Origin of the sequence: Klenkia taihuensis, assembly GCF_900112525.1 — a bacterium.
GTDB lineage: Bacteria > Actinomycetota > Actinomycetes > Mycobacteriales > Geodermatophilaceae > Klenkia > Klenkia taihuensis.
The window spans coordinates 302,608-321,626 of sequence record NZ_FOMD01000004.1 but is presented as its reverse complement, the minus strand read 5'-3'; the positions used below and the strand labels follow the sequence as shown (position 1 = coordinate 321,626).

Annotated in this window: 22 protein-coding genes; 15 read left to right on the top strand and 7 right to left on the bottom strand. The window is 73.0% G+C overall.

Annotated elements, in window-relative coordinates; genetic code table 11:
- Positions 1 to 78 precede the first annotated feature (78 nt).
- Both BM158_RS17485 and BM158_RS17480 read left to right on the top strand, forming a co-directional pair.
- Positions 79 to 1,923 carry a DEDD exonuclease domain-containing protein gene (locus BM158_RS17485; protein WP_109504863.1) on the top strand — a complete coding sequence of 615 codons (1,845 nt, stop codon included), beginning with the start codon at positions 79 to 81 and terminating at the stop codon, positions 1,921 to 1,923.
- The gene (locus BM158_RS17480) at positions 1,920 to 2,201 is read left to right on the top strand and encodes an Lrp/AsnC family transcriptional regulator (RefSeq protein ID WP_091562355.1); all 282 of its coding nucleotides are present in this window, start codon (positions 1,920 to 1,922) and stop codon (positions 2,199 to 2,201) included. The genes BM158_RS17485 and BM158_RS17480 overlap by 4 nt, the downstream gene beginning before the upstream one ends.
- Here BM158_RS17480 and trpD read toward each other — a convergent pair.
- The gene (gene trpD / locus BM158_RS17475) at positions 2,198 to 3,268 is read right to left on the bottom strand and encodes an anthranilate phosphoribosyltransferase (RefSeq protein WP_091562351.1); all 1,071 of its coding nucleotides are present in this window, start codon (positions 3,266 to 3,268) and stop codon (positions 2,198 to 2,200) included. The genes BM158_RS17480 and trpD overlap by 4 nt on opposite strands.
- Complete coding sequence (locus BM158_RS17470) at positions 3,265 to 3,708, bottom strand: response regulator (RefSeq protein WP_091562348.1); 444 nt, start codon at positions 3,706 to 3,708, stop codon at positions 3,265 to 3,267. The genes trpD and BM158_RS17470 overlap by 4 nt, the downstream gene beginning before the upstream one ends.
- Before the next feature lie 270 nt (positions 3,709 to 3,978).
- Between BM158_RS17470 and ctaE the strand changes: the two genes are divergently transcribed.
- Genes ctaE through qcrB form a run of 4 tightly spaced genes read left to right on the top strand, consistent with a single transcriptional unit; the run spans position 3,979 to position 8,252 of the window.
- A complete protein-coding gene (gene ctaE, locus BM158_RS17465) occupies positions 3,979 to 4,578 on the top strand; it encodes an aa3-type cytochrome oxidase subunit III (protein ID WP_322789675.1) in 600 nt (199 codons plus the stop codon).
- Between the two features lie 7 nt (positions 4,579 to 4,585).
- Positions 4,586 to 5,473, top strand: a complete 888-nt coding sequence (gene qcrC / locus BM158_RS17460; RefSeq protein ID WP_207506720.1) for a cytochrome bc1 complex diheme cytochrome c subunit — start codon at positions 4,586 to 4,588, stop codon at positions 5,471 to 5,473.
- Positions 5,470 to 6,576 carry a cytochrome bc1 complex Rieske iron-sulfur subunit gene (gene qcrA / locus BM158_RS17455; RefSeq protein ID WP_229827806.1) on the top strand — a complete coding sequence of 369 codons (1,107 nt, stop codon included), beginning with the start codon at positions 5,470 to 5,472 and terminating at the stop codon, positions 6,574 to 6,576. Before qcrC ends, qcrA begins: the two co-directional genes overlap by 4 nt.
- The gene (gene qcrB, locus BM158_RS17450) at positions 6,576 to 8,252 is read left to right on the top strand and encodes a cytochrome bc1 complex cytochrome b subunit (RefSeq protein WP_091562341.1); all 1,677 of its coding nucleotides are present in this window, start codon (positions 6,576 to 6,578) and stop codon (positions 8,250 to 8,252) included. The genes qcrA and qcrB overlap by 1 nt, the downstream gene beginning before the upstream one ends.
- A 698-nt stretch (positions 8,253 to 8,950) precedes the next feature.
- Here qcrB and BM158_RS17445 read toward each other — a convergent pair.
- Positions 8,951 to 9,352 (bottom strand): cytochrome c oxidase subunit 4, encoded by a 402-nt coding sequence (locus BM158_RS17445; protein ID WP_091064131.1) that lies wholly within the window; start codon positions 9,350 to 9,352, stop codon positions 8,951 to 8,953.
- A gap of 39 nt (positions 9,353 to 9,391) precedes the next feature.
- Entirely contained in the window at positions 9,392 to 10,273 is an 882-nt protein-coding gene (gene ctaC, locus BM158_RS17440) for an aa3-type cytochrome oxidase subunit II (protein WP_091562338.1), read from the bottom strand.
- A gap of 233 nt (positions 10,274 to 10,506) precedes the next feature.
- Here ctaC and BM158_RS17435 point away from each other — a divergent pair, with 233 nt between their 5' ends.
- The 3 genes from BM158_RS17435 to asnB are packed head-to-tail and all read left to right on the top strand — an operon-like array spanning position 10,507 to position 13,222.
- Entirely contained in the window at positions 10,507 to 10,866 is a 360-nt protein-coding gene (locus BM158_RS17435; RefSeq protein WP_091562335.1) for a metalloprotease, read from the top strand.
- On the top strand, positions 10,856 to 11,221 hold the full coding sequence (locus tag BM158_RS17430) for a DUF3817 domain-containing protein (protein WP_091562332.1): 366 nt from the start codon (positions 10,856 to 10,858) through the stop codon (positions 11,219 to 11,221). Before BM158_RS17435 ends, BM158_RS17430 begins: the two co-directional genes overlap by 11 nt.
- A 39-nt stretch (positions 11,222 to 11,260) precedes the next feature.
- The gene (gene asnB, locus BM158_RS17425) at positions 11,261 to 13,222 is read left to right on the top strand and encodes an asparagine synthase (glutamine-hydrolyzing) (protein WP_091562330.1); all 1,962 of its coding nucleotides are present in this window, start codon (positions 11,261 to 11,263) and stop codon (positions 13,220 to 13,222) included.
- Positions 13,223 to 13,275: 53 nt separating this feature from the next.
- Here asnB and BM158_RS17420 read toward each other — a convergent pair whose 3' ends face one another.
- Complete coding sequence (locus BM158_RS17420) at positions 13,276 to 13,626, bottom strand: HesB/IscA family protein (protein WP_091064115.1); 351 nt, start codon at positions 13,624 to 13,626, stop codon at positions 13,276 to 13,278.
- Between the two features lie 159 nt (positions 13,627 to 13,785).
- On the opposite strand from BM158_RS17420, the gene BM158_RS17415 reads away from it, so the two are divergent.
- Both BM158_RS17415 and BM158_RS17410 read left to right on the top strand, forming a co-directional pair.
- Positions 13,786 to 14,385, top strand: coding sequence for a DUF3043 domain-containing protein (locus BM158_RS17415; protein ID WP_091562326.1), 600 nt, complete (start codon positions 13,786 to 13,788; stop codon positions 14,383 to 14,385).
- A gap of 30 nt (positions 14,386 to 14,415) precedes the next feature.
- Complete coding sequence (locus BM158_RS17410) at positions 14,416 to 15,399, top strand: aldo/keto reductase family protein (RefSeq protein WP_091562322.1); 984 nt, start codon at positions 14,416 to 14,418, stop codon at positions 15,397 to 15,399.
- Between the two features lie 4 nt (positions 15,400 to 15,403).
- Here BM158_RS17410 and BM158_RS17405 read toward each other — a convergent pair whose 3' ends face one another.
- Positions 15,404 to 15,628: a hypothetical protein gene (locus tag BM158_RS17405; RefSeq protein ID WP_091562320.1), complete on the bottom strand. Its 225-nt coding sequence runs from the start codon at positions 15,626 to 15,628 to the stop codon at positions 15,404 to 15,406.
- 118 nt (positions 15,629 to 15,746) lie between these two features.
- Between BM158_RS17405 and BM158_RS17400 the strand changes: the two genes are divergently transcribed.
- Genes BM158_RS17400 through BM158_RS17385 form a run of 4 tightly spaced genes read left to right on the top strand, consistent with a single transcriptional unit; the run spans position 15,747 to position 17,896 of the window.
- Positions 15,747 to 16,181, top strand: coding sequence for a phage holin family protein (locus tag BM158_RS17400; protein WP_091562317.1), 435 nt, complete (start codon positions 15,747 to 15,749; stop codon positions 16,179 to 16,181).
- Positions 16,178 to 16,468: a DUF3618 domain-containing protein gene (locus BM158_RS17395; RefSeq protein ID WP_091562314.1), complete on the top strand. Its 291-nt coding sequence runs from the start codon at positions 16,178 to 16,180 to the stop codon at positions 16,466 to 16,468. The genes BM158_RS17400 and BM158_RS17395 overlap by 4 nt, the downstream gene beginning before the upstream one ends.
- Positions 16,465 to 16,737 (top strand): DUF4235 domain-containing protein, encoded by a 273-nt coding sequence (locus BM158_RS17390; protein WP_091562312.1) that lies wholly within the window; start codon positions 16,465 to 16,467, stop codon positions 16,735 to 16,737. Before BM158_RS17395 ends, BM158_RS17390 begins: the two co-directional genes overlap by 4 nt.
- A gap of 13 nt (positions 16,738 to 16,750) precedes the next feature.
- Entirely contained in the window at positions 16,751 to 17,896 is a 1,146-nt protein-coding gene (locus tag BM158_RS17385) for a YihY/virulence factor BrkB family protein (protein WP_091562309.1), read from the top strand.
- A gap of 3 nt (positions 17,897 to 17,899) precedes the next feature.
- On the opposite strand, the gene gcvT is transcribed toward BM158_RS17385, so the two are convergent.
- Entirely contained in the window at positions 17,900 to 19,012 is a 1,113-nt protein-coding gene (gene gcvT / locus BM158_RS17380) for a glycine cleavage system aminomethyltransferase GcvT (RefSeq protein ID WP_091562305.1), read from the bottom strand.
- Between the last annotated feature and the right edge of the window lie 7 nt (positions 19,013 to 19,019).

Genomic DNA, 19,019 nt, shown 5'->3' with positions numbered 1-19,019 from the left:
CCGCTCACCCGCCCGGGTGCGCGGGCCGACCGCGCGGCGGGGCAGGAAGTGTCGGACCCCCCACCTAGCGTCCGCCCCGTGATCGGTTCCCCCCTCGGTCCCCTCCTCCGCCGGCACCGCGGTGCCGGCTCCGCGCAGGCGACCATCGACGACCTCGGCACCCCGCTGACCGGCGTCACCTTCGTCGTCGTCGACCTGGAGACCACCGGTGGCTCCGCCCAGACCGACGCGATCACCGAGATCGGCGCGGTCAAGGTGCGCGGCGGCGAGGTGGTCGGGGAGTTCGGCACGCTGGTCGACCCGGGCCGGGCCATCCCGCCGTTCATCAGCGTGCTCACCGGGATCACCAGCACGATGGTGGCCACCGCGCCGCGCATCGAGGCGGTGCTGCCGCACTTCCTGGAGTTCGCCCGCGGGGCGGTGCTGGTCGCGCACAACGCCCCCTTCGACGTCGGCTTCCTCAAGGCCGCCTGCGCGGCCGCCGGCACCGGCTGGCCCCCCGCCGCCGTCGTCGACACCGCGGTGCTGGCCCGCCGGCTGCTCACCCGCGACGAGGTGCCCAACTGCAAGCTGGGCACCCTCGCGCCGTTCTTCTCCGCCAGCACCACGCCCACCCACCGCGCGCTGGACGACGCCCGGGCCACCGTCGACGTGCTCCACGGACTGCTGGAACGACTGGGGCCGCTCGGGGTCACGTCGCTGGAGGAGCTGACCGGCCTGACCCGCCAGGTCGACCCGGAGCGGCGGCGCAAGCGGCACCTCGCCGAGCACGTGCCCCACGGCCCCGGCGTGTACGTCTTCCGCGGCCCCGGCGACGAGCCCCTCTACGTGGGCACCTCCACCGACCTGCGCTCCCGGGTGCGCAGCTACTTCACCGCCGGTGAGCAGCGCAGCCGGATGACCGAGATGGTCGGCCTGGCCCAGCGGGTCGAGTCCCTGCCCTGCGCGCACGACCTGGAGGCCGCCGTCCGCGAGCTGCGGCTTATCTCCCAGCACAAGCCCCGCTACAACCGCCGGTCCCGCTTCCCCGAGCGCGTGCTGTGGGTGCGGCTGACCGACGAGCCGTTCCCGCGGCTGTCCGTCGTCCGCCGGGTCGTGCCCGGCACCGGCACCTTCCTCGGCCCGTTCGCCGACCGCCGCGCGGCCGACGCCGCGGTGGCGGCCGTGCACGACGCGGTGCCGCTGCGCCAGTGCGGCGGCCGGCTCGTCCCCTCGCCGACCCACCCGGGGTGCGCCCTGGCCGGCATGGGCCGCTGCGGGGCGCCCTGCACCGGGGCGCAGAGCCGCGAGGAGTACGCCGCCACCGCCGAGGTCTTCGCCACCGCCGTGTCCGCCGACCCGGGCCGGCTGTGCGCGCCGCTGCTGGCCCGCGTCGACCGGCTGGCCGGCCTGGGCCGGTTCGAGGACGCCGCCGTGCTGCGCGACCGGGTCGCGGTCCTGGTCCGGGCACTGCGGCGGCGCCAGCGGCTGGCGCTGCTGGCCGAGGTCCCCGAGCTGACCCTCGCCCGGCCCGACGGCGCCGGCGGCTGGGCGCTGTCGGTCATCCGCCGGGGCCGGCTGGTCGCGGCCGGGGTGGCGGTGCGGGGCACCCCGGTGCGGACGCACCTGCAGCTGCTCAAGGCCACCGCCGAGACCGTCACCGCCCCCGCCGGCGAACTGGCCGCCTCGGTCGAGGAGACCGAGCTGGTGCTGCGCTGGATGGAGAAGCCGGGCACCCGGCTGGTCGAGGTCACCGGCACGCTGGCCTGCCGGGTGCCGGGCACCGGCGGTCTGCGCGGGTTCCTGGAACGGGTCGACGCCGGCCGCTCGGCCCGCGACCCGTTCGGCGAGCGCGACGGCGGCGGCCCGACCCGCGCCCGCCCCGACCGGGTGCGCGGCGCGGGGGGTCGGGGCCGGCGGGCGGCGCTAGCCTCGCCGGTGTGATCACCGCCATCGTCCTCATCGACGCCTCGACCGACTCGATCGGCGAGGTCGCCGCCACCCTGGCCGACCTCGACGGCGTCAGCGAGGTCTACTCCGTCGCCGGCGGCGGCACCGACCTCATCGCGCTGGTGCGCGTGCGCGAGTTCGACGACGTCGCCGACGTCATCGCCGGCCGCATCAACAAGGTGCCCGGGGTGCTCGACACCCGCACCCACATCGCCTTCCGGGCCTACTCCCAGCACGACCTGGAGTCGGCGTTCTCCATCGGGCTCGACTAGCGCGCCTGCTGGCTCACCCGGGCCCACCGGTCCAGGACGGCGGCGGCCCGGCCGTCGTCCACGGCGGCCGCCGCCTGCTGCAGGCCGGCCGCGAGCTGGTCGTGCAACCGGCCCGCGCGCTCGTCGAAGGCGGTCAGCGCGGCCGCGGCGTTGAGCAGGACGGCGTCGCGCACCGGCCCGGGCTCCCCGGCGACGAGCCGGCGGACCACCTCGGCGTTGGCCGCGGCGTCCCCGCCGCGCAGTGCATCCGGACCCGGTGCCGCCAGGCCGAGCGCGGCCGGGTCCACCCGGTCGGGCACGACCTCGCCGTCGCGCACCACCCACACCGCGGAGGTGGTGGCGGTGGTCAGCTCGTCCAGGCCGTCGTCCCCGCGGAAGACCAGGCCTCGGCTGCCGCGCCGGGCGAGCACCGCGGCCAGCACCGGGGCCATCCGGGTGTCGGCGCAGCCGATGGCCACGGCGACCGGCCGGGCGGGGTTGACCAGCGGGCCGAGGAAGTTGAAGACCGTGCCGATGCCCATCTCGCGACGGGGCGCCGCGGTGTGCCGGTAACCGGGGTGGAAGACCGGCGCGAAGAAGAAGCCGATGCCGGCCTCGGCGACGCACTGCACCACGCCCGCGGCGGGCAGGTCGATGACCACCCCGAGCGCCTCGAGCACGTCGGCGGACCCGGAGGACGACGACGCGGCCCGGTTGCCGTGCTTGGCCACCGGGACGCCGGCCGCGGCGGCCACCACCGCGGCCATGGTCGAGATGTTCACCGTGTGCGCGCCGTCGCCGCCGGTGCCCACGATGTCCACGCAGTCGTGCGGCAGCCGGACCGGGGTGGCCTGCGCGAGCATCGTGGCGGCCAGGCCGGCCACCTCGGCGGGGGCCTCCCCCTTGGCCCGCAGGGCCACCGCGAAGGCCGCCACCTGGGCCGGGGTGGCCTCGCCGGTCATGATCTCGCGCATCGCCCAGGCCGTGTCGTCCTCGGACAGGTCCTGCCGGGCGATCAGCCGGGACAGCAGGTCCCGCCAGCTGGGCGCGGCGGGGGCGGTGGGCGCGGCTGGGGTGGGGCCGCTCATCCTGCGCGGCCGCGCACGGCGGGGCGCCCGGCCCGGTCGCGCAGCAGCCCGGCGACCGTCTGCGGGGCCACGAGCGGGTCGACCGGGTGGGTCAGGGTCGCCTCGGCCATCGACCAGTGGGCCAGCCACCGGTCGGCCTGCCGGGCGACGAGCACCAGCACCGGGGGGCAGTCGTCCACCTCGTGCTTGAGCTGGCGGCCGATGCCCAGGCCGCCGGTGGGCTGGGCCTCGCCGTCGAGGATGCAGAGGTCGACCCCGCCACGGTCCACCGCGGCGACGACCTCGGCCCCGGTGGAGCACTCCAGCCACCGCACCGGGCCGACGTCGGCCGACGGGTGGGTGCCGACCGCCGTGCGGACGGCGTCGCGGACCTCGGGCCGGTGGCTGAAGACCAGCACGGTGCGCGGTCCCGTCCCGGCCGGTGCAGCAGCGTCGCTCACGCCAGCGACCCTAGTGCCCGCCGGCACCGGGCGGACCGTCCGGCGACCGGGCCCGGAGATCACGGTCAGGTCACGACGGCGGCCCGGACCGGGCCACCGGCCACGCCCGCGGCGGTCGCCGACGGCGGTCGCCGGGGCCGATGTCCGCGCCAGGCGGGGCGGATGCGCGGTACCCGGTTCCCGGGCGCCTCCCGGGTTCGCCACGCCCTTGCACCCGCGCTCGTCCGACGCCTGTCGCGATGCCATGATGGCGCTGTGACAACGGCCCCCGTGGCGAGCAGCACCTTCGACACCTCGCGGGTGCACTCCCTGACCCGACCGAACATGGTCAGCGTCGGCACGATCATCTGGCTCGCCAGCGAGCTGATGTTCTTCGCCGGGCTGTTCGCCATGTACTTCACCGCCCGGGCCCGGGCCGGCGAACCGTGGCCCCCGCCGCCCACCGAGCTCGACCTGCCCTACGCGGTGGTCTTCACGACCATCCTCGTGGCGTCGTCGATCACCTGCCAGCTCGGTGTCTTCGCGGCCGAGCAGGGCAACGTCTACGGCCTGCGGCGCTGGTTCACCATCACCTTCGTCATGGGCCTGGTCTTCGTCCTCGGCCAGGCGAACGAGTACCGCGTCCTGGTGACCGAGCACGCCACGACCATCTCCTCCTCCACCTACGGGTCGGTCTTCTTCCTCACGACCGGCTTCCACGGCCTGCACGTCGTCGGCGGTCTCATCGCCTTCGTCTTCGTGCTCATGCGGTCCACGATGGGCCGTTTCACGCCGGCGCAGGCGACCTCGGCGATCGTGGTCTCCTACTACTGGCACTTCGTCGACGTCGTGTGGATCGGGCTCTTCGCCACGATCTACCTGATCCGCTAGGGAACCGGTGTCCACCACGAACCCCTCCTCCGACGCCCCGACGACCGAGGGCCGCTTCGCCGGTCTGCGCGCCCGCTTCGGCGGCCGGTCCGCCGGGTCGCCCGCCTCCGCCGCCCGGGCCCGGCGCCGCTCGAAGCAGCGTCGCCGGATGACCAACGTGGCCGGCCTGATGGCCGCGCTCGTGCTCACCGGTGTCGGCTACTCCGCGATCGCCCCGGCCAACGCCGCCGACGACGCGGCCACCACCCAGTCCAGCGCCGAGGCCGCCGGCCAGGCGCTGTACGAGCGCAGCTGCATCAGCTGCCACGGCTCGAACCTGCAGGGTGTCCAGGACCGCGGCCCGTCCCTCATCGGGGTCGGCGAGGCCTCGGTGTACTTCCAGGTGCACACCGGCCGCATGCCGCTGGTCCGCCAGGAGGCCGACGCGGCCCGCAAGCCCCCGGTCTTCAGCGACGCCGAGATCGAGCAGCTGATGGCCTACGTGCAGGCCAACGGCGGCGGGCCGACCCTCCCGTCGGGTGACCTGCGCGAGGGCGACCTGGCCGAGGGCGGCGAGCTGTTCCGCCTCAACTGCGCCAGCTGCCACAACTTCGTCGGCGAGGGCGGCGCGCTCTCCTCGGGCAAGGCCGCGCCGAGCCTCGAGGACGCCAACGACATGGAGATCTACGCGGCCATGCTCACCGGCCCGGAGAACATGCCGGTGTTCGGGGACAACCAGCTGACCCCGGAGGAGAAGCGCTCGATCATCGACTACGTGCAGACCCTCAAGGAGCAGGCCGACCCCGGTGGCGCCGGCATCGGCCGCGCCGGCCCGGTCTCCGAGGGTCTGGTGATCTGGGTCGTCGGCATCGGCGCCCTGCTGTTCGGGATCTTCTGGATGGGGACGAAGGCGTGAGCAAGGACGACCGGGCCGGCTCCCGGCCCGAGGACGAGGCGGGCCCGCTGCACGGCGGCCCCGACGAGGACTACACCCCCGAGCAGCTCGCGGGCATGGACCGCGAGGAGCTCAACCGGCTGGGCGCCCGCTACGACGGCGTCGAGGTGCTGCACGTCGACCCGCCGCCGGCTCCGGGCTCCGCGCTGGAGAAGCAGGCCGAGCGGCAGGTGTCGATGGCCTTCGGCATCGCCGGTCTGTTCGCCCTGGCCTTCGCCGTCGTGTACTTCGGCTCCGGCTGGTTCCTGCCGGACTGGCAGTGGGCCTCGGACGACAACGGCTGGAGCGCCCTGTACACCCCGCTGCTCGGGGTGGGCATGGGCGGTGCGCTGATCTTCCTCGGTGTCGGCATGGTGCTGTTCGTCAAGAAGCTGCTGCCGCACGAGACGGCCGTGCAGGACAAGCACGACGGCTCGCACTTCGACCGGACCACCACCGCCGCCACCCTGATGGGCGGGGTCGACCGGGTCGGCTTCCCGCGGCGCAAGATGATCGGCCGCAGCCTCGGCTTCGCCGGTGGCGCACTGGGCCTGGTGCTCATCGCCCCGCTCGGCGGCCTCATCAAGAACCCCAACAAGGGCAACCCGCTGGGCACGACGGAGTGGGCCGAGGGCGTCCGCCTGGTCCGCCAGGACGGCTCCCCGGTGCGCCCCGGCGACCAGGAGCCCGGGTCGCTGGAGACGGTCTTCCCGGCCGTCCCGGGTGGCAACCTGGCCGCCGACGCCGCCACGATGCTCATCCGGCTGCGGCCCGAGCAGATGTCGCTGCTGCAGCCGCGTGAGGGCCAGGCCGACTTCGGCTACGGCGACTACGTCGCCTACTCCAAGATCTGCACGCACGCCGGCTGCCCGGTGTCGCTGTACGAGCAGGAGACCAGCCGCATCCTGTGCCCGTGCCACCAGTCGCAGTTCGACGTGATCCAGGGTGCCAAGCCGGTCTTCGGGCCGGCCACCCGGCCGCTGCCGGAACTGCCGATTACGCTGGATGACGAGGGGTACTTCGTCGCGCGCAGCGACTACATTGAGGCAGTCGGACCCACCTACTGGAACCGAGAGCGGATCTGATGGCTACAACGATCACGCCGAACCAGCCGGCGCCCAGGATCAGCAAGGCCGCGTCGGAGGTCGACGACCGGCTGATCGTGGCCGGTCCCCTGCGGCGCACGCTGAACAAGGTCTTCCCCGACCACTGGTCGTTCCTGCTCGGGGAGATCGCCCTCTACTCGTTCGTGATCCTGCTGCTGTCGGGCACGTTCCTCACGTTCTACTACGACCCGTCGCTGTCCGAGACCGAGTACGAGGGCATCTACGCCCCGCTGCGCGGTGTCGAGATGTCGCGCGCCTACGAGAGCTCGCTGGGCATCAGCTTCGACGTCCGCGGCGGTCTGCTCATCCGGCAGATCCACCACTGGGCGGCGCTGCTGTTCGTCGCCGCGATCGTGGTGCACCTGCTGCGCATCTTCTTCACCGGTGCGTTCCGCAAGCCCCGTGAGACCAACTGGGGCATCGGCGTGGTCCTGCTGGTGCTCGCCCTGGCCATGGGCTTCACCGGCTACACCCTCCCCGACGACCTGCTGTCGGGCACCGGCCTGCGCATCGTCTCGGCGATCATCCTGAGCATCCCGGTCGTCGGCACCTGGGTGCACTGGGCGGTCTTCGACGGCGACTACGTCGGCGACGTCATCCTCGGCCGGCTCTACATCGTCCACGTGCTGATCCTGCCGGCGATCATCCTCGCGCTGATCGCGCTGCACCTGCTGCTGCTCATCAAGCAGAAGCACACGCAGTTCCCCGGCCCGGGCCGCACCGAGCACAACGTGGTCGGCAACCGGCTCTTCCCCGCCTTCGCGGGCAAGGCGACGGCGCTGTTCTTCATCGTGTTCGGCCTCTGCGCCGGCCTGGCCGGGCTGGTCCAGATCAACCCGTTCTGGCTGTGGGGCCCGTACAACCCGGCTCAGGTGTCGGCGGGCTCCCAGCCCGACTGGTACATCGGCTTCCTGGACGGGTCGACGCGTCTGTTCCCCGCGTGGGACATCAACCTCCCCGGCGACTACACGATCCCGGCGCTGTTCTGGCCGACCGTCGTCATCGCCGGTGCGATGTTCACGCTGCTGGCGCTCTACCCGCAGATCGAGCGCAAGCTGACCGGTGACGACGCCTCGCACCACCTGCTGCAGCGTCCCCGCGACGTCCCCGTCCGCACGTCGATCGGCGCCATGGCGCTGATGTTCTACGGCGTGCTGTGGCTGTCGGGCGGCAACGACCTGATCGCCGACAAGTTCGACATCAGCCTCAACGCGATGACCTGGTTCGGACGCATCGGCTGCGTCGTCCTGCCGCCGATCGCCTACATGGTGACCTACCGGATCTGCCTGGGTCTGCAGAAGCACGACCGCGAGGTGCTCGAGCACGGCATCGAGACCGGTGTCATCCGCCGGCTGCCCAGCGGTGAGTTCATCGAGGTGCACCAGCCGCTGGGCCCCGTGGACGAGCACGGCCACGGCCAGCTGACCTACGCGGGTGCTCCGGTGCCCAAGCGGATGAACCAGGTCGGCGGTGCCCGCCGGGCGGTGAAGGGCTTCTTCAAGCCCATCGAGCAGCCCGCGGACGTCGAGCTCGAGGCGCAGCGCGAGCGTCGCGGCCTGGCGGCTGCCGAGGCCGACCGCGAGGTCACCTCGGGTCGCCCGTCGGAGGGTGGCCGTCCCTCCGCGGGCGGTCGTCCGCAGGACCCGCGCGACTGACGCGGTAGCACGTCCCACCAGGGCCCCGGCGGACTCCGCCGGGGCCCTGGTGCGTTCCGGGTCCGCTCCCCCGCCCGGGCCGGCCGGCGCTTCGCGCACCGGGCCCGTGCAGCGTCGTGGGCCCCGCCGGCTGGAGTGCACGTGACGTCGGGCAGCCCGCGAGCGGACGCGTAGGCGCCTGCGAGCCGGCCCACCGCCTCCCTGCGTCCGCCCGGGACGGCACGCCGGCCAGCCGGCCCCTGGGCCTGCTGGGGACAGGAGGCTGTCACCGGCAGGAACACCTCGCGGCCCGTGGCCGACGGTGAGCCCGGGACAGGAACCGTCTCTCTCGTGGGCGGCCGCAACGGCCGGAACGCCAGTCCACGGACCGGGCTGATGCGTCGGGTGGCGCCACGGGTCGGCGCTGCAGCGCGCCGGATCCGAGCCGCCCTCCCACCGGCGCGCCCGAGCCCGGGCTGCTTGCTGGCGTACCGGGCCGGGGCCGTCGACCTCTCCGCCCGCCCGGCCGCGGAGCGCCTGCAGGGCGCTCACCAGCCGGGCTGGTCCATGGCGACTTCGCCCCAGCAGAGAGGACCGTCCATGCCCGCACCCCTGCGACCGGGGTGCGCCGCCGCGGCACCGCCACCCGCTCGGCAGGCCCACGACGACACAGGGCCCCGTCCACGGTGTGGACGGGGCCCTGGTCCGGGCGGTGCGGGTCAGCTGTGCGCGTTCTGCCCGGTGTAGTACTCGAAGAGCAGGCCGCCGATGGTGATGATCAGCGCGGCGCCGGCCATGATGATCAGCCAGGGGTAGAAGAACGCCAGCGCCAGGCCCATGAGGGCGGCGGACAGCGCCAGGCCGAAGGGCCAGTAGCTGCCGGGCGAGAAGAAGCCCAGCTCGCCCGCGCCGTCGGCGATCTCGGCGTCCTTCAGGTCCTCGGGCCGGGAGTCGATGCGGCGGGAGACGAACCAGAAGAACCCGCCGATCAGGCCCAGCAGGCCGCCGGACAGCGCCAGCGCGGTCGTGCCGATCGGCTCCAGCGACCACAGGCCGTAGACCACGGCCGCGACGATCGCGAACAGCGCGATCAGGTTGAAGATGAGCGCTTCGACCTTCACGGTCGGTCCTCCCGCTGGTGGGTCCGGGTACGGGTCACGTCAGTTGCCGGCCGCGTCGAGCTGCTGGTTCTCGGTGAGCTGGTCGAACGGCTGCGTCGTGGTGGCCGCGCCGGGCTGACCGATCTCCTCGAGGGCGTCGAAGGTCGACAGGCCGTCCTCGCGGGCGTCCAGGTAGGCCTCGTAGTCCTCACCGGACACCGCGCGGACCTCGAAGTTCATGTTCGCGTGGTAGGTGCCGCACAGCTCGGCGCAGCGGCCGACGAAGGCGCCCTCCTCGCGGACGGTCACCTCGAAGACGTTGTCGCGGCCGTTCTCGTTGCCCGGGATGACGTCGAGCTTGAAGAGGAACTCCGGCACCCAGAACGAGTGGATGACGTCGGCCGAGGCGACCTCGAACCGGATGGTCTGGTCGACCGGGACCACCAGGATCGGGATCTCGGTGCTGGACCCGGTCGTGCTGACCGGCGTGCCACCGTTGGACTCGGTGGTCTGCGGGTAGACGAACTGCCAGTTCCACTTGAACGCGTTGACCGCGATCGTCACGTCGGGGTCGTTGCTGCGCTCCTGGACCCGGTTCTGCACGACGACGGTGTAGAAGAACAGCACCGCGATCATGACGAACGGGATGATCGTGTAGACGATCTCCAGCGGCAGGTTGTACGCCGTCTGCTTCGGCAGCTCGTCGCCGCGCTTCCGATGGCGGATCATCGACCAGAAGATCAGGCCCCAGACGGCGAAGCCGACGACCAGCGCCGCGATGACCGAGCCGGTCCACAGGTGACGCATCTGCTCGGCCTGGTCGGTGACGCCCTCGGGCCACCCGAACCGCCAGAACTCGTTGTTCAGGTCGCACCCGGCGAGGGTGAGCACGGCCAGGACCCCGAGCGCGGCGGTCCGCGCGAGCTTGCTCCGTCGAGCCACTGCCCGCTGCCTCCTTGTTCCTCCGCGCGAGGTGCCCCGCGCGGTCCGGCTGGTGGCGGCCTGCACGGTGTCCCGACAGGTCCTGCCCACTTCGACCACAGTCAGGGCGAGCGTAGCCGACCGCACCGGGACGGCGACCCCTGGCCGACGGCGCCGGCAGGCGGGTGTCGGACCGGGTGTGACCTGGGTCCGGACGGCCGGTCGGCACCGGGTGGACGGTTACAGTCGGGGGCGTGCTCCCCCGGTTGTTGACCCCGCGCTGGGTGCTCCTGCACCTGCTGGTGGCCGTGCTCTTCGTGGCCACCTTCTTCCTGGGCTACTGGCAGCTCACCAAGGCGGAGAACGGCGGCGGCGCGGTCAACTGGAGCTACGCCCTGCAGTGGCCGCTGTACGGCTTCATGGGCCTGTTCTTCTACGGGAAGATGGTCAAGGTCGAGCTGAACCGCGACCCCGACGAGGACGAGCCCGGCCAGGAGGTCGTGCTGTACCAGCGTCCCCGCATCGACACCACCGGCGACCCCGAGCTCGCCGCCTACAACCGGTACCTGGCCGAGCTGAACGAGAAGGCGTTGCGAGGTCGAGATGGCAGCTGAGCCCACCACCGCCCCGAAGCCCGGCGGCAAAACCTGGGAGCAGCGCAGGATCCCGGCCGCTCTGCTGCGCTACCGCGTGATGGCCTACGTCGTCGGCGTCCTGCTCGCCGTCCTGGTGCTGGTGGCCATGCCGCTGAAGTACCTCGCCGACGAGCCCCGGCTCGTCGAGGTGATCGGCACCCTGCACGGGTTCCTCTACGCGGTCTTCCTGCTCACCGCCTTCGACCTCGCGCTGCGCGCCCGGTGGACGGCGAAGGGCATCCTCGGCGTGCTGCTCGCCGGCACCGTCCCCTTCCTGTCCTTCGTCGCCGAGCGCATCGTGACCCGCCGGACCCGCGCCGGCGAGCGCGTCTGACCCGCTCCGCTCCCCCAGACCCCCGGAGACCTCTGCCTGATGTGCGGCCTGCTCGCGTACCTGTCCACCGATGCCGAGCGGGTCGACCAGCCCCGGGTCGACGGCGTCCGCCATGCGCTGCACTGCCTGCACCACCGCGGCCCCGACGACACCGCGGTGTGGGCCGACGGCCACGCCGTCCTGGGGTTCAACCGGCTGTCGATCATCGACGTCGAGGGCAGCCCGCAGCCCCTCCCCTACGCCGGTGACCGCTACCGCATCCTGTTCAACGGCGAGGTCTACAACTACGTCGAGCTGCGCGCCGAGCTGCGCGCGTTGGGCGCCGAGTTCGCCACCGAGGGCGACACCGAGGCCATCGTCGCCGGCTACCACCACTGGGGTCCCGACGTGGTCACCCGGCTGCGCGGCATGTTCGCCTTCGTCATCTGGGACACCGAGACCGGGACGGCGTTCGGCGCCCGGGACCCCTTCGGCATCAAGCCGCTGTTCACCGCCCGCCTGGCCGACGGCGGGCTGGTGTTCAGCAGCGAGAAGAAGGCCCTGCTCGAGCTGCTCGGCGGGTCCGAGGCAGCCGGAGGGGTCGACCCGGCGTCGCTGCAGCACTACCTGACCCTGCAGTACGTGCCCGAGCCCGCGACCCTGCACCGCGGCATCCGCAAGGTCGAGAGCGGCACCCGGTTCACCGTGGCCGGTGGCGAGCTGCGCACCGAGCGGTACTTCCACCCCCGGTTCACCCCGCGTCCCGTGCCCGCCGGCGGCGAGCAGGAGCTGTACGACCGGATCGCCGAGGTGCTCGACGACTCGGTCGCCAAGCACATGCGCGCCGACGTCACCGTCGGGTCCTTCCTGTCCAGCGGGATCGACTCCACCGCGATCGCCGCCCTGGCGCACCGGTACAACCCCGACCTGCTGACCTTCACCGTCGGGTTCGCCCGCGAGTCGACGTCCGAGGTCGACATCGCTGCGGAGTCCGCCTCGATCCTGGGTGTGCGGCACATCCCGGTGGAGATCACCGCGCAGCAGTTCGCCGACGCCATCCCCGAGGTCGTCTGGTACCTCGACGACCCGGTCGCCGACCCCGCGCTCGTGCCGCTCTACTTCGTGGCCCGCGAGGCCCGCAAGCACGTCAAGGTGGTGCTGTCGGGCGAGGGCGCCGACGAGCTGTTCGGCGGCTACACGATCTACCGCGAGCCGCTGAGCCTGTCGTGGGCCAAGAACCTGCCCGCCCCCGGGCGCCGGGCCCTGACCCGGCTGGCCGGCCTGCTGCCCGAGGGTGTCCGCGGCCAGGACCTGCTGCGCCGGGCCGCCACCCCGCTGGAGCAGCGGTACTACGGCAACGCCCGCAACCTGCGCGACGACGAGCTCGCCGCGCTCATGCCCGGTCGGGACCGCGACCTGTCCCACGTCCAGGTCACCGAGGCGCTCTACGAGCAGGCCCGCACCGTGGGCTACGACGACGTCACCGCCATGCAGTACGTGGACCTGTTCACCTGGCTGCGCGGGGACATCCTGGTCAAGGCCGACAAGATGACCATGGCCAACTCCCTCGAGCTGCGGGTGCCCTTCCTGGACCCGGAGGTGTTCGCCCTCGCCGCGACCCTCCCGCTGGGGATGCGCACGCCCCGTGGCCGGGCCCACGCCCAGGCGGGGACGACGAAGTACGCCCTCCGGCAGGCGATGCGGCAGATCGTGCCGCCGCGGATCATGGACCGCCGCAAGCTCGGCTTCCCCGTGCCGACGGCGGACTTCCTCGCCGGCCCGCTGCACGACTGGGCGCGGGACGTCGTCATGAGCAGCCAGACGCAGCAGTGGCTCGACCGCGAGGTCGTCCTCGGCCTGCTCGAGCGGCTCCGCGCGGCGGCGGCCCAGGGCGCGGCCCCGAACAAGCGGACCGCCCGTCAGCTGTGGGAGGTGCTGGTGTTCATGGTCTGGCACGGCATCTTCGTCGAGGAGCGGATCGTCGTCGACGTGCCCGAGACCGTCTACCCCGTGACGCTGTAGGGACGACGAAGGCCCGGCCCCCGTGCGGGGGCCGGGCCTTCGTCGTGGCTACGTCAGCTGAAGCTGTCGCCGCAGGCGCACGAGCTGCCCGCGTTGGGGTTGTCGATCGTGAAGCCCTGCTTCTCGATGGTGTCGACGAAGTCGATGGTCGCGCCACCGAGGTAGGGCGAGCTCATCCGGTCGACGATGACCTCGACGCCACCGAACTCGTGGGTCTGGTCGCCGTCGAGGAAGCGCTCGTCGAAGAAGAGCTGGTAGCGCAGGCCGGAGCAGCCGCCCGGCTGCACGGCGATGCGCAGGCGCAGGTCGTCGCGACCCTCCTGGTCCAGCAGCGCCTTGACCTTGGCCGCGGCCGGGTCGCTCAGGATGACGCCGGTGGCGGCGGTCGTGTCCTGCACGGTCATGTTCTGTCCTCCCACATCGAGGTCCGGTGCATCTGATCAGACCAACACCGCCGTGGCGGAGCTGCTTCCCACTGTACGGCGCGAACCCCCCGGGCCGGGTGCCGCGCACATCACTCGACGGGGTCGGGCACCCCCGGCGGGCACGTAGACTCCGCAGCTGTGAAGTTCCGCCTGCCCGGCCGCCGGCCCGCCGAGACCATCCCGGAGCCGGCCGCCGACCTGACCGCCCAGCAGCTCACCGCCGTCGGCAAGGGCCGCCCCACGCCCAAGCGCAGCGAGGCCCAGGGCCGTCGGCAGGGTCCCCCGCCGCCTCCGCCCACCACGCGCAAGGAGGCCTACAAGCGGATGCGCGAACAGCAGGCCGCCAACCGCGGCAGCGCTCGCGAGGCCGCCGCGCGCGGGGACGACAGCGCACTGCCCGCCCGCGACCGCGGCCCGGAGAAGCGCCTGGTCCGCGATGTGGTGGACTCCCGGCGCAACGCCGGCAGCCTCTTCCTGGTCGTCGCCGCGCTCGTGCTGGTCGGCTACTTCATCCCGAACCAGGCGGTGCAGAGCTACACCGTGTTCCTCTGGTTCGCCTTCTTCCTGGTCATCATCGGCGACTCCTTCGTCCTCGGCCGGCGGATCAAGAAGGTCGTCGGCGAGCGGTTCCCGAACGCCCGCACCAAGGGTCTGGTCTGGTACGGCATCAGCCGCGCCACGATGGTCCGCCGGTGGCGGTTCCCCAAGCCCCAGGTCGGCCTCGGCGCCGAGGTGTAGCCCGCCGGGCCCGGGCCTACGTTCGGGGGCGTGCAGACACGCCGACTGGGCCGCTCCGGCCTGAACATCACCGAACTCGCCTACGGCAACTGGCTGACCCACGGCAGCCAGGTCGAGGAGGACGCGGCGCACGCCTGCGTGCACGCCGCCCTCGACGCCGGCATCACCACCTTCGACACCGCCGACGTCTACGCCGGCACCAAGGCCGAGTCCGTGCTCGGCCGCGCGCTCGCCGGCCAGCGCCGGGAGTCCCTGGAGATCGCCACCAAGGTCTACTGGCCGACCGGGGACGGGGCCAACGACCGCGGGCTGGGTCGCAAGCACGTCATCGAGAGCTGCCACGCCTCGCTGCGCCGGCTGCAGACCGACTACGTCGACCTCTACCAGGCGCACCGCTACGACTCGACCGTCCCCCTCGAGGAGACGATGACCGCCTTCGCCGACCTCGTCCGGTCGGGCAAGGCGCTCTACATCGGTGTCTCGGAGTGGCGGGCCGAGGAGATCGCGGCCGGTGCCGCGCTGGCCCGCGACCTGGGCATCCAGCTGATCAGCAACCAGCCGCAGTACTCCATGCTCTGGCGGGTCATCGAGGCCGAGGTCGTCCCGACGTCCGAGGCCGAGGGCGTCTCGCAGATCGTGTGGTCCCCGCTCGCCCAGGGCGTGCTCACCGGCAAGTACCTGCCGGGCCAGGCGCCGCCGGCCGACAGCCGGGGTGGGCACGCCAGCGCCGGCGGCTCGATGAAGGGCTACCTGACCGACGACATCCTGACCCGGGTGCAGGGTCTGGTGCCGATCGCCGACGACCTGGGGCTGTCCATGGCCCAGCTCGCGCTGGCGTGGGTGCTGCAGAACGGGAACGTCGCCGCGGCCATCATCGGCGCCACCCGCCCCGAGCAGGTGCACGACAACGTCAAGGCCGCCGGCGTCGAGCTGTCGGCCGACGTGCTGACCCGCATCGACGAGGTGCTCGGCGACGTCGTCGAGCGGGACCCGGCCAAGACCAGCCGGGGCTGACCCCTCAGGACGCCGACAGGCCCATCGGCCCGTAGACCACGGCGTCCCCGCGCAGCAGGGTGGCACTGGCCGCGCCGCGCTCCAGCAGCGTGCGCCAGTGCTCCCCGAGCCACGACTCGGCCTCGGCCTGCGCGTCCTCGACCGGGACCTCGACGTCCAGGTCGGCCGGGTCGAGCTCGGCCCCCGACGCGTCGAGCAGCCGCCAGGTCCAACCGGTGGGCGAGGTCATGCGGGTCACCCTAGTGACGGTGCCGATCTGGGACCGTCCGGTGCTGGATACCCAGGGTTGGCGCCTGATCACGACGGGCATGGGGCTGTGCGAACTCATCCCACGCACAGGAGGTCCGATGACCGGCTCCACCGGGGCCCACGGTGCGTCCCGCACACCCACCGACCCGTCCCAGGCCTCGACCGGCCAGCTGATCGGCGAGCTGCCCGACCTGGTCACCCGGCTCGTCCGCGACGAGGTCCGCCTCGCCCAGGCCGAGGTCAAGGGCAAGGCCAAGAAGCTCGGCGTCGGCGCGGGCCTGTTCGGCGGCGCCGGACTGGTCGCGCTGCTCGGCCTCAACGCCCTGATCACCGCCGCGATCCTGGGGCTGGCGAACGTGCTGCCCGGCTACCTGGCCGCGATCATCATCGCCGTCGTCCTCTTCGCCGTCGCCGGCGTGCTCGCGCTGCTGGGCAAGAAGGACGTGCAGGACGCCAAGCCGCCGCTGCCGACGGACACCCTCGACAGCGTCAAGGCCGACGTCGCCGCCGTGAAGGGGAGTGCCACGCGATGACCAGCCGACCCGAGGGCGCCCACGGCCCGGGAGCACCGGACGTGTCCGGCCCCACCGAGCCTGACGAGATCAAGGCCGAAATCGAGGCCACCCGTGAGCAGCTGGCGGCCACCGTCGACGAGCTCAGCCACCGGCTGGACGTCGGCTCGCGCGCCAAGGAGACCGCCGCCCGCACCAAGGACACCGCGGTGGAGACCTACCGGGAGAACCCGCCGGTGGTCATCGGCGTCGGCGTCGCCCTGGTCGCGGTCGTGGTGGCCCTGGTCGTGCGGCGGGCCCGCCGGTGAGCGCCGGCGCGAAGGCCGCCTACCGCCCGGTCGGCCTCGTCGCCGGCATCGCCGCGGGCGCCATCTCCGGCCGGGTGTTCAAGGTCGTCTGGAAGCGCATCGCCGGCGAGGACGACGCGCCGGGCGCCCTGCAGAGCGAGTACCGGACGTCGCACGTGCTGCTCGCGGCGGCCATCCAGGGCGCGATCTTCGCCGTCACCAAGGCCGCGGTCGACCGGTTCGGCGCGCAGGCGTTCACCAAGCTGACCGGCTCCTGGCCGGGCGACTGACGGAGGTCCGACCATGGACGGCATCAAGCGCCCCGACAGCGCGGTGGACCGCATCCGCCAGCGCGTCGAGGAGAAGGCAGCCCGCCGGGTGGCGGCCCGGGAGGCCGCCGAGCACGCCCAGGAGCACGGGCCGAGGCGGACGGCGACCGACCCGCCGCAGGCGAAGGGCCAGCAGGCCCGGTTGCCCGGGGTGGACGCCGAGAGCCCCACCCAGATCCCCAAGCGGGGCTGGCAGCAGATCCTCAAGCGGGCGTGGGCGGAGAACAAGGCCGACAACATGCCGATCATCGGCGGCGGCGTGGCCTTCTTCGGGTTCCTCGCGATCTTCCCGACGCTGATCGCGGCCATCTCGCTGTACGGCCTGGTCGCGTCACCGGCCACCGTGCAGGAGCAGGTCATGAGCCTGCGCGGCGCAGTGCCCGAGGAAGTGCTGTCGATCATCGAGACCCAGCTGGACTCGGTGGCCAGCGCCAACAGCGGGGCGCTGTCGGTCAGCCTCGTGATCTCCATCCTCGCGGCGCTGTGGTCGGCGTCGGGCGGGGTGAACAACCTGATCACCGCGGTCAACATCGCCTACGACGAGGTCGAGACCCGCGGCTTCGTCAAGCTCCGCGGGCTGTCGCTGCTGCTGACCCTCGGCGCGATCGTCTTCGTGCTGGTGACCGTCTCGCTGGTGGCCGTGGCGCCCGTCGTCCTCGACGCCCTGCCGCTGGGCATCGTGGGCACGATCCTCGCGCAGGTGCTGCGGTGGGTGCTGCTCCTCGGCCTGATGGCCGGCGCGCTGGCCATCCTCTACCGGCTGGCGCCGGACCGGGACGCACCCAAGTTCCGCTGGGTCACCCTCGGCTCGGTCGTGGTCACCGTCGCCTGGATCGTGGTGTCGGTCGCGTTCAGCTTCTACGTCAGCAACTTCGGTTCCTACTCGGCCACCTACGGCGCCGTCGCCGGTGTCGTCGTGCTGATGCTGTGGTTGCAGCTGACCGTCTTCCTGGTCCTGCTCGGCGCGGAGATCAACGCCGAGACCGAGCACCAGACCGCGCAGGACACCACCCAGGGCGAGCCTGTCCCGATGGGTGACCGGCGGGCGACGGTGGCCGACGAGCTGCCCGAGCCGCCGACCCCGGCGAAGGAGGAGAAGGAGACCGCGAAGACCGGGTGACCCTCAGCGCACGTGCGAGTCGACGAAGGGCGGCTTGACCACCTCGACCGGTGAGGTGCGGCCGCGGACGTCGACGGCCAGCCCCAGACCGGGGGCCGGCTGGGCCGCGGTGTCGAGCAGGGCGAGCGCGATCCCGGCGCGCAGGGTCGGCGAGAAGGTCCCGCTGGTGACCTCGCCGACCCGCGCGCCGGCGTCGTCCAGGACCTGCATGCCCGGGCGCGGGATGCCACGGCCGGGGGCACGCAGCCCCCACAGCTGGCGGGCGGGACCGGCCTCCCGCTCGGCCAGCAGGGCATCGCGGCCCCAGAACGCGGGCTTGCGCCAGCCGACCGCCCAGCCCGCCCGGGCCTGCACCGGGCTGATGTCGAGCGACAGCTCGTGGCCGTGCAGGGGGTAGCCCATCTCGGTGCGCAGGGTGTCGCGCGCACCCAGGCCGCAGGGCCGGATCTGCTCGGTCTGCCCCGCCGCCAGCAGTGCGTCCCACAGCTCCCCGGCCCGGTCCGCCTCGACGAGCAGCTCGTAGCCGTGCTCCCCGGTGTAGCCGGTGCGGCAGACGGTGACGTCCCCGGTGCCCGGGGTGCGGGCGAAACCCATGTAGTCCAGCGCACCGGGCAGCCCGACCGCGGCGAGCACCTCGGCCGACCGGGGGCCCTGCAGCGCCAGCACCGCGACCTCGGTGTGCCGGTCGGCGACGACCACGCCCTCGGGCGCCCCGTCGGCCAGCCGGCGCAGGACCTCGGCCGCGTTCGCCGCGTTGGGCACCAGCAGCACGTCGTCGTCGGCGTGCAGGTAGACGATGAGGTCGTCGACGACCCCGCCGGCCCGGTCCTCCCCGTCGGGCAGGCAGCACAGCGTGTACTGCGCCTGGCCCGGGCCGATCCGGCCCAGGTCGTTGGTCAGGCAGCGGTCGACGTACGCGGCGGCGCCCGGCCCGCGGACCGTGCCCGTGCCCAGGTGCGAGACGTCGAACAGGCCGACGCCCTCGCGCACCGCGGTGTGCTCGGCGATGACCCCGCCCCCGGCGTACTCCAGCGGCATCGACCAGCCGCCGAAGTCGGCCAGCTTGGCGCCGAGGGCGAGGTGGCGCTCGTGCAGGGGCGAGGTCAGGGCGGTCACGGAGGCG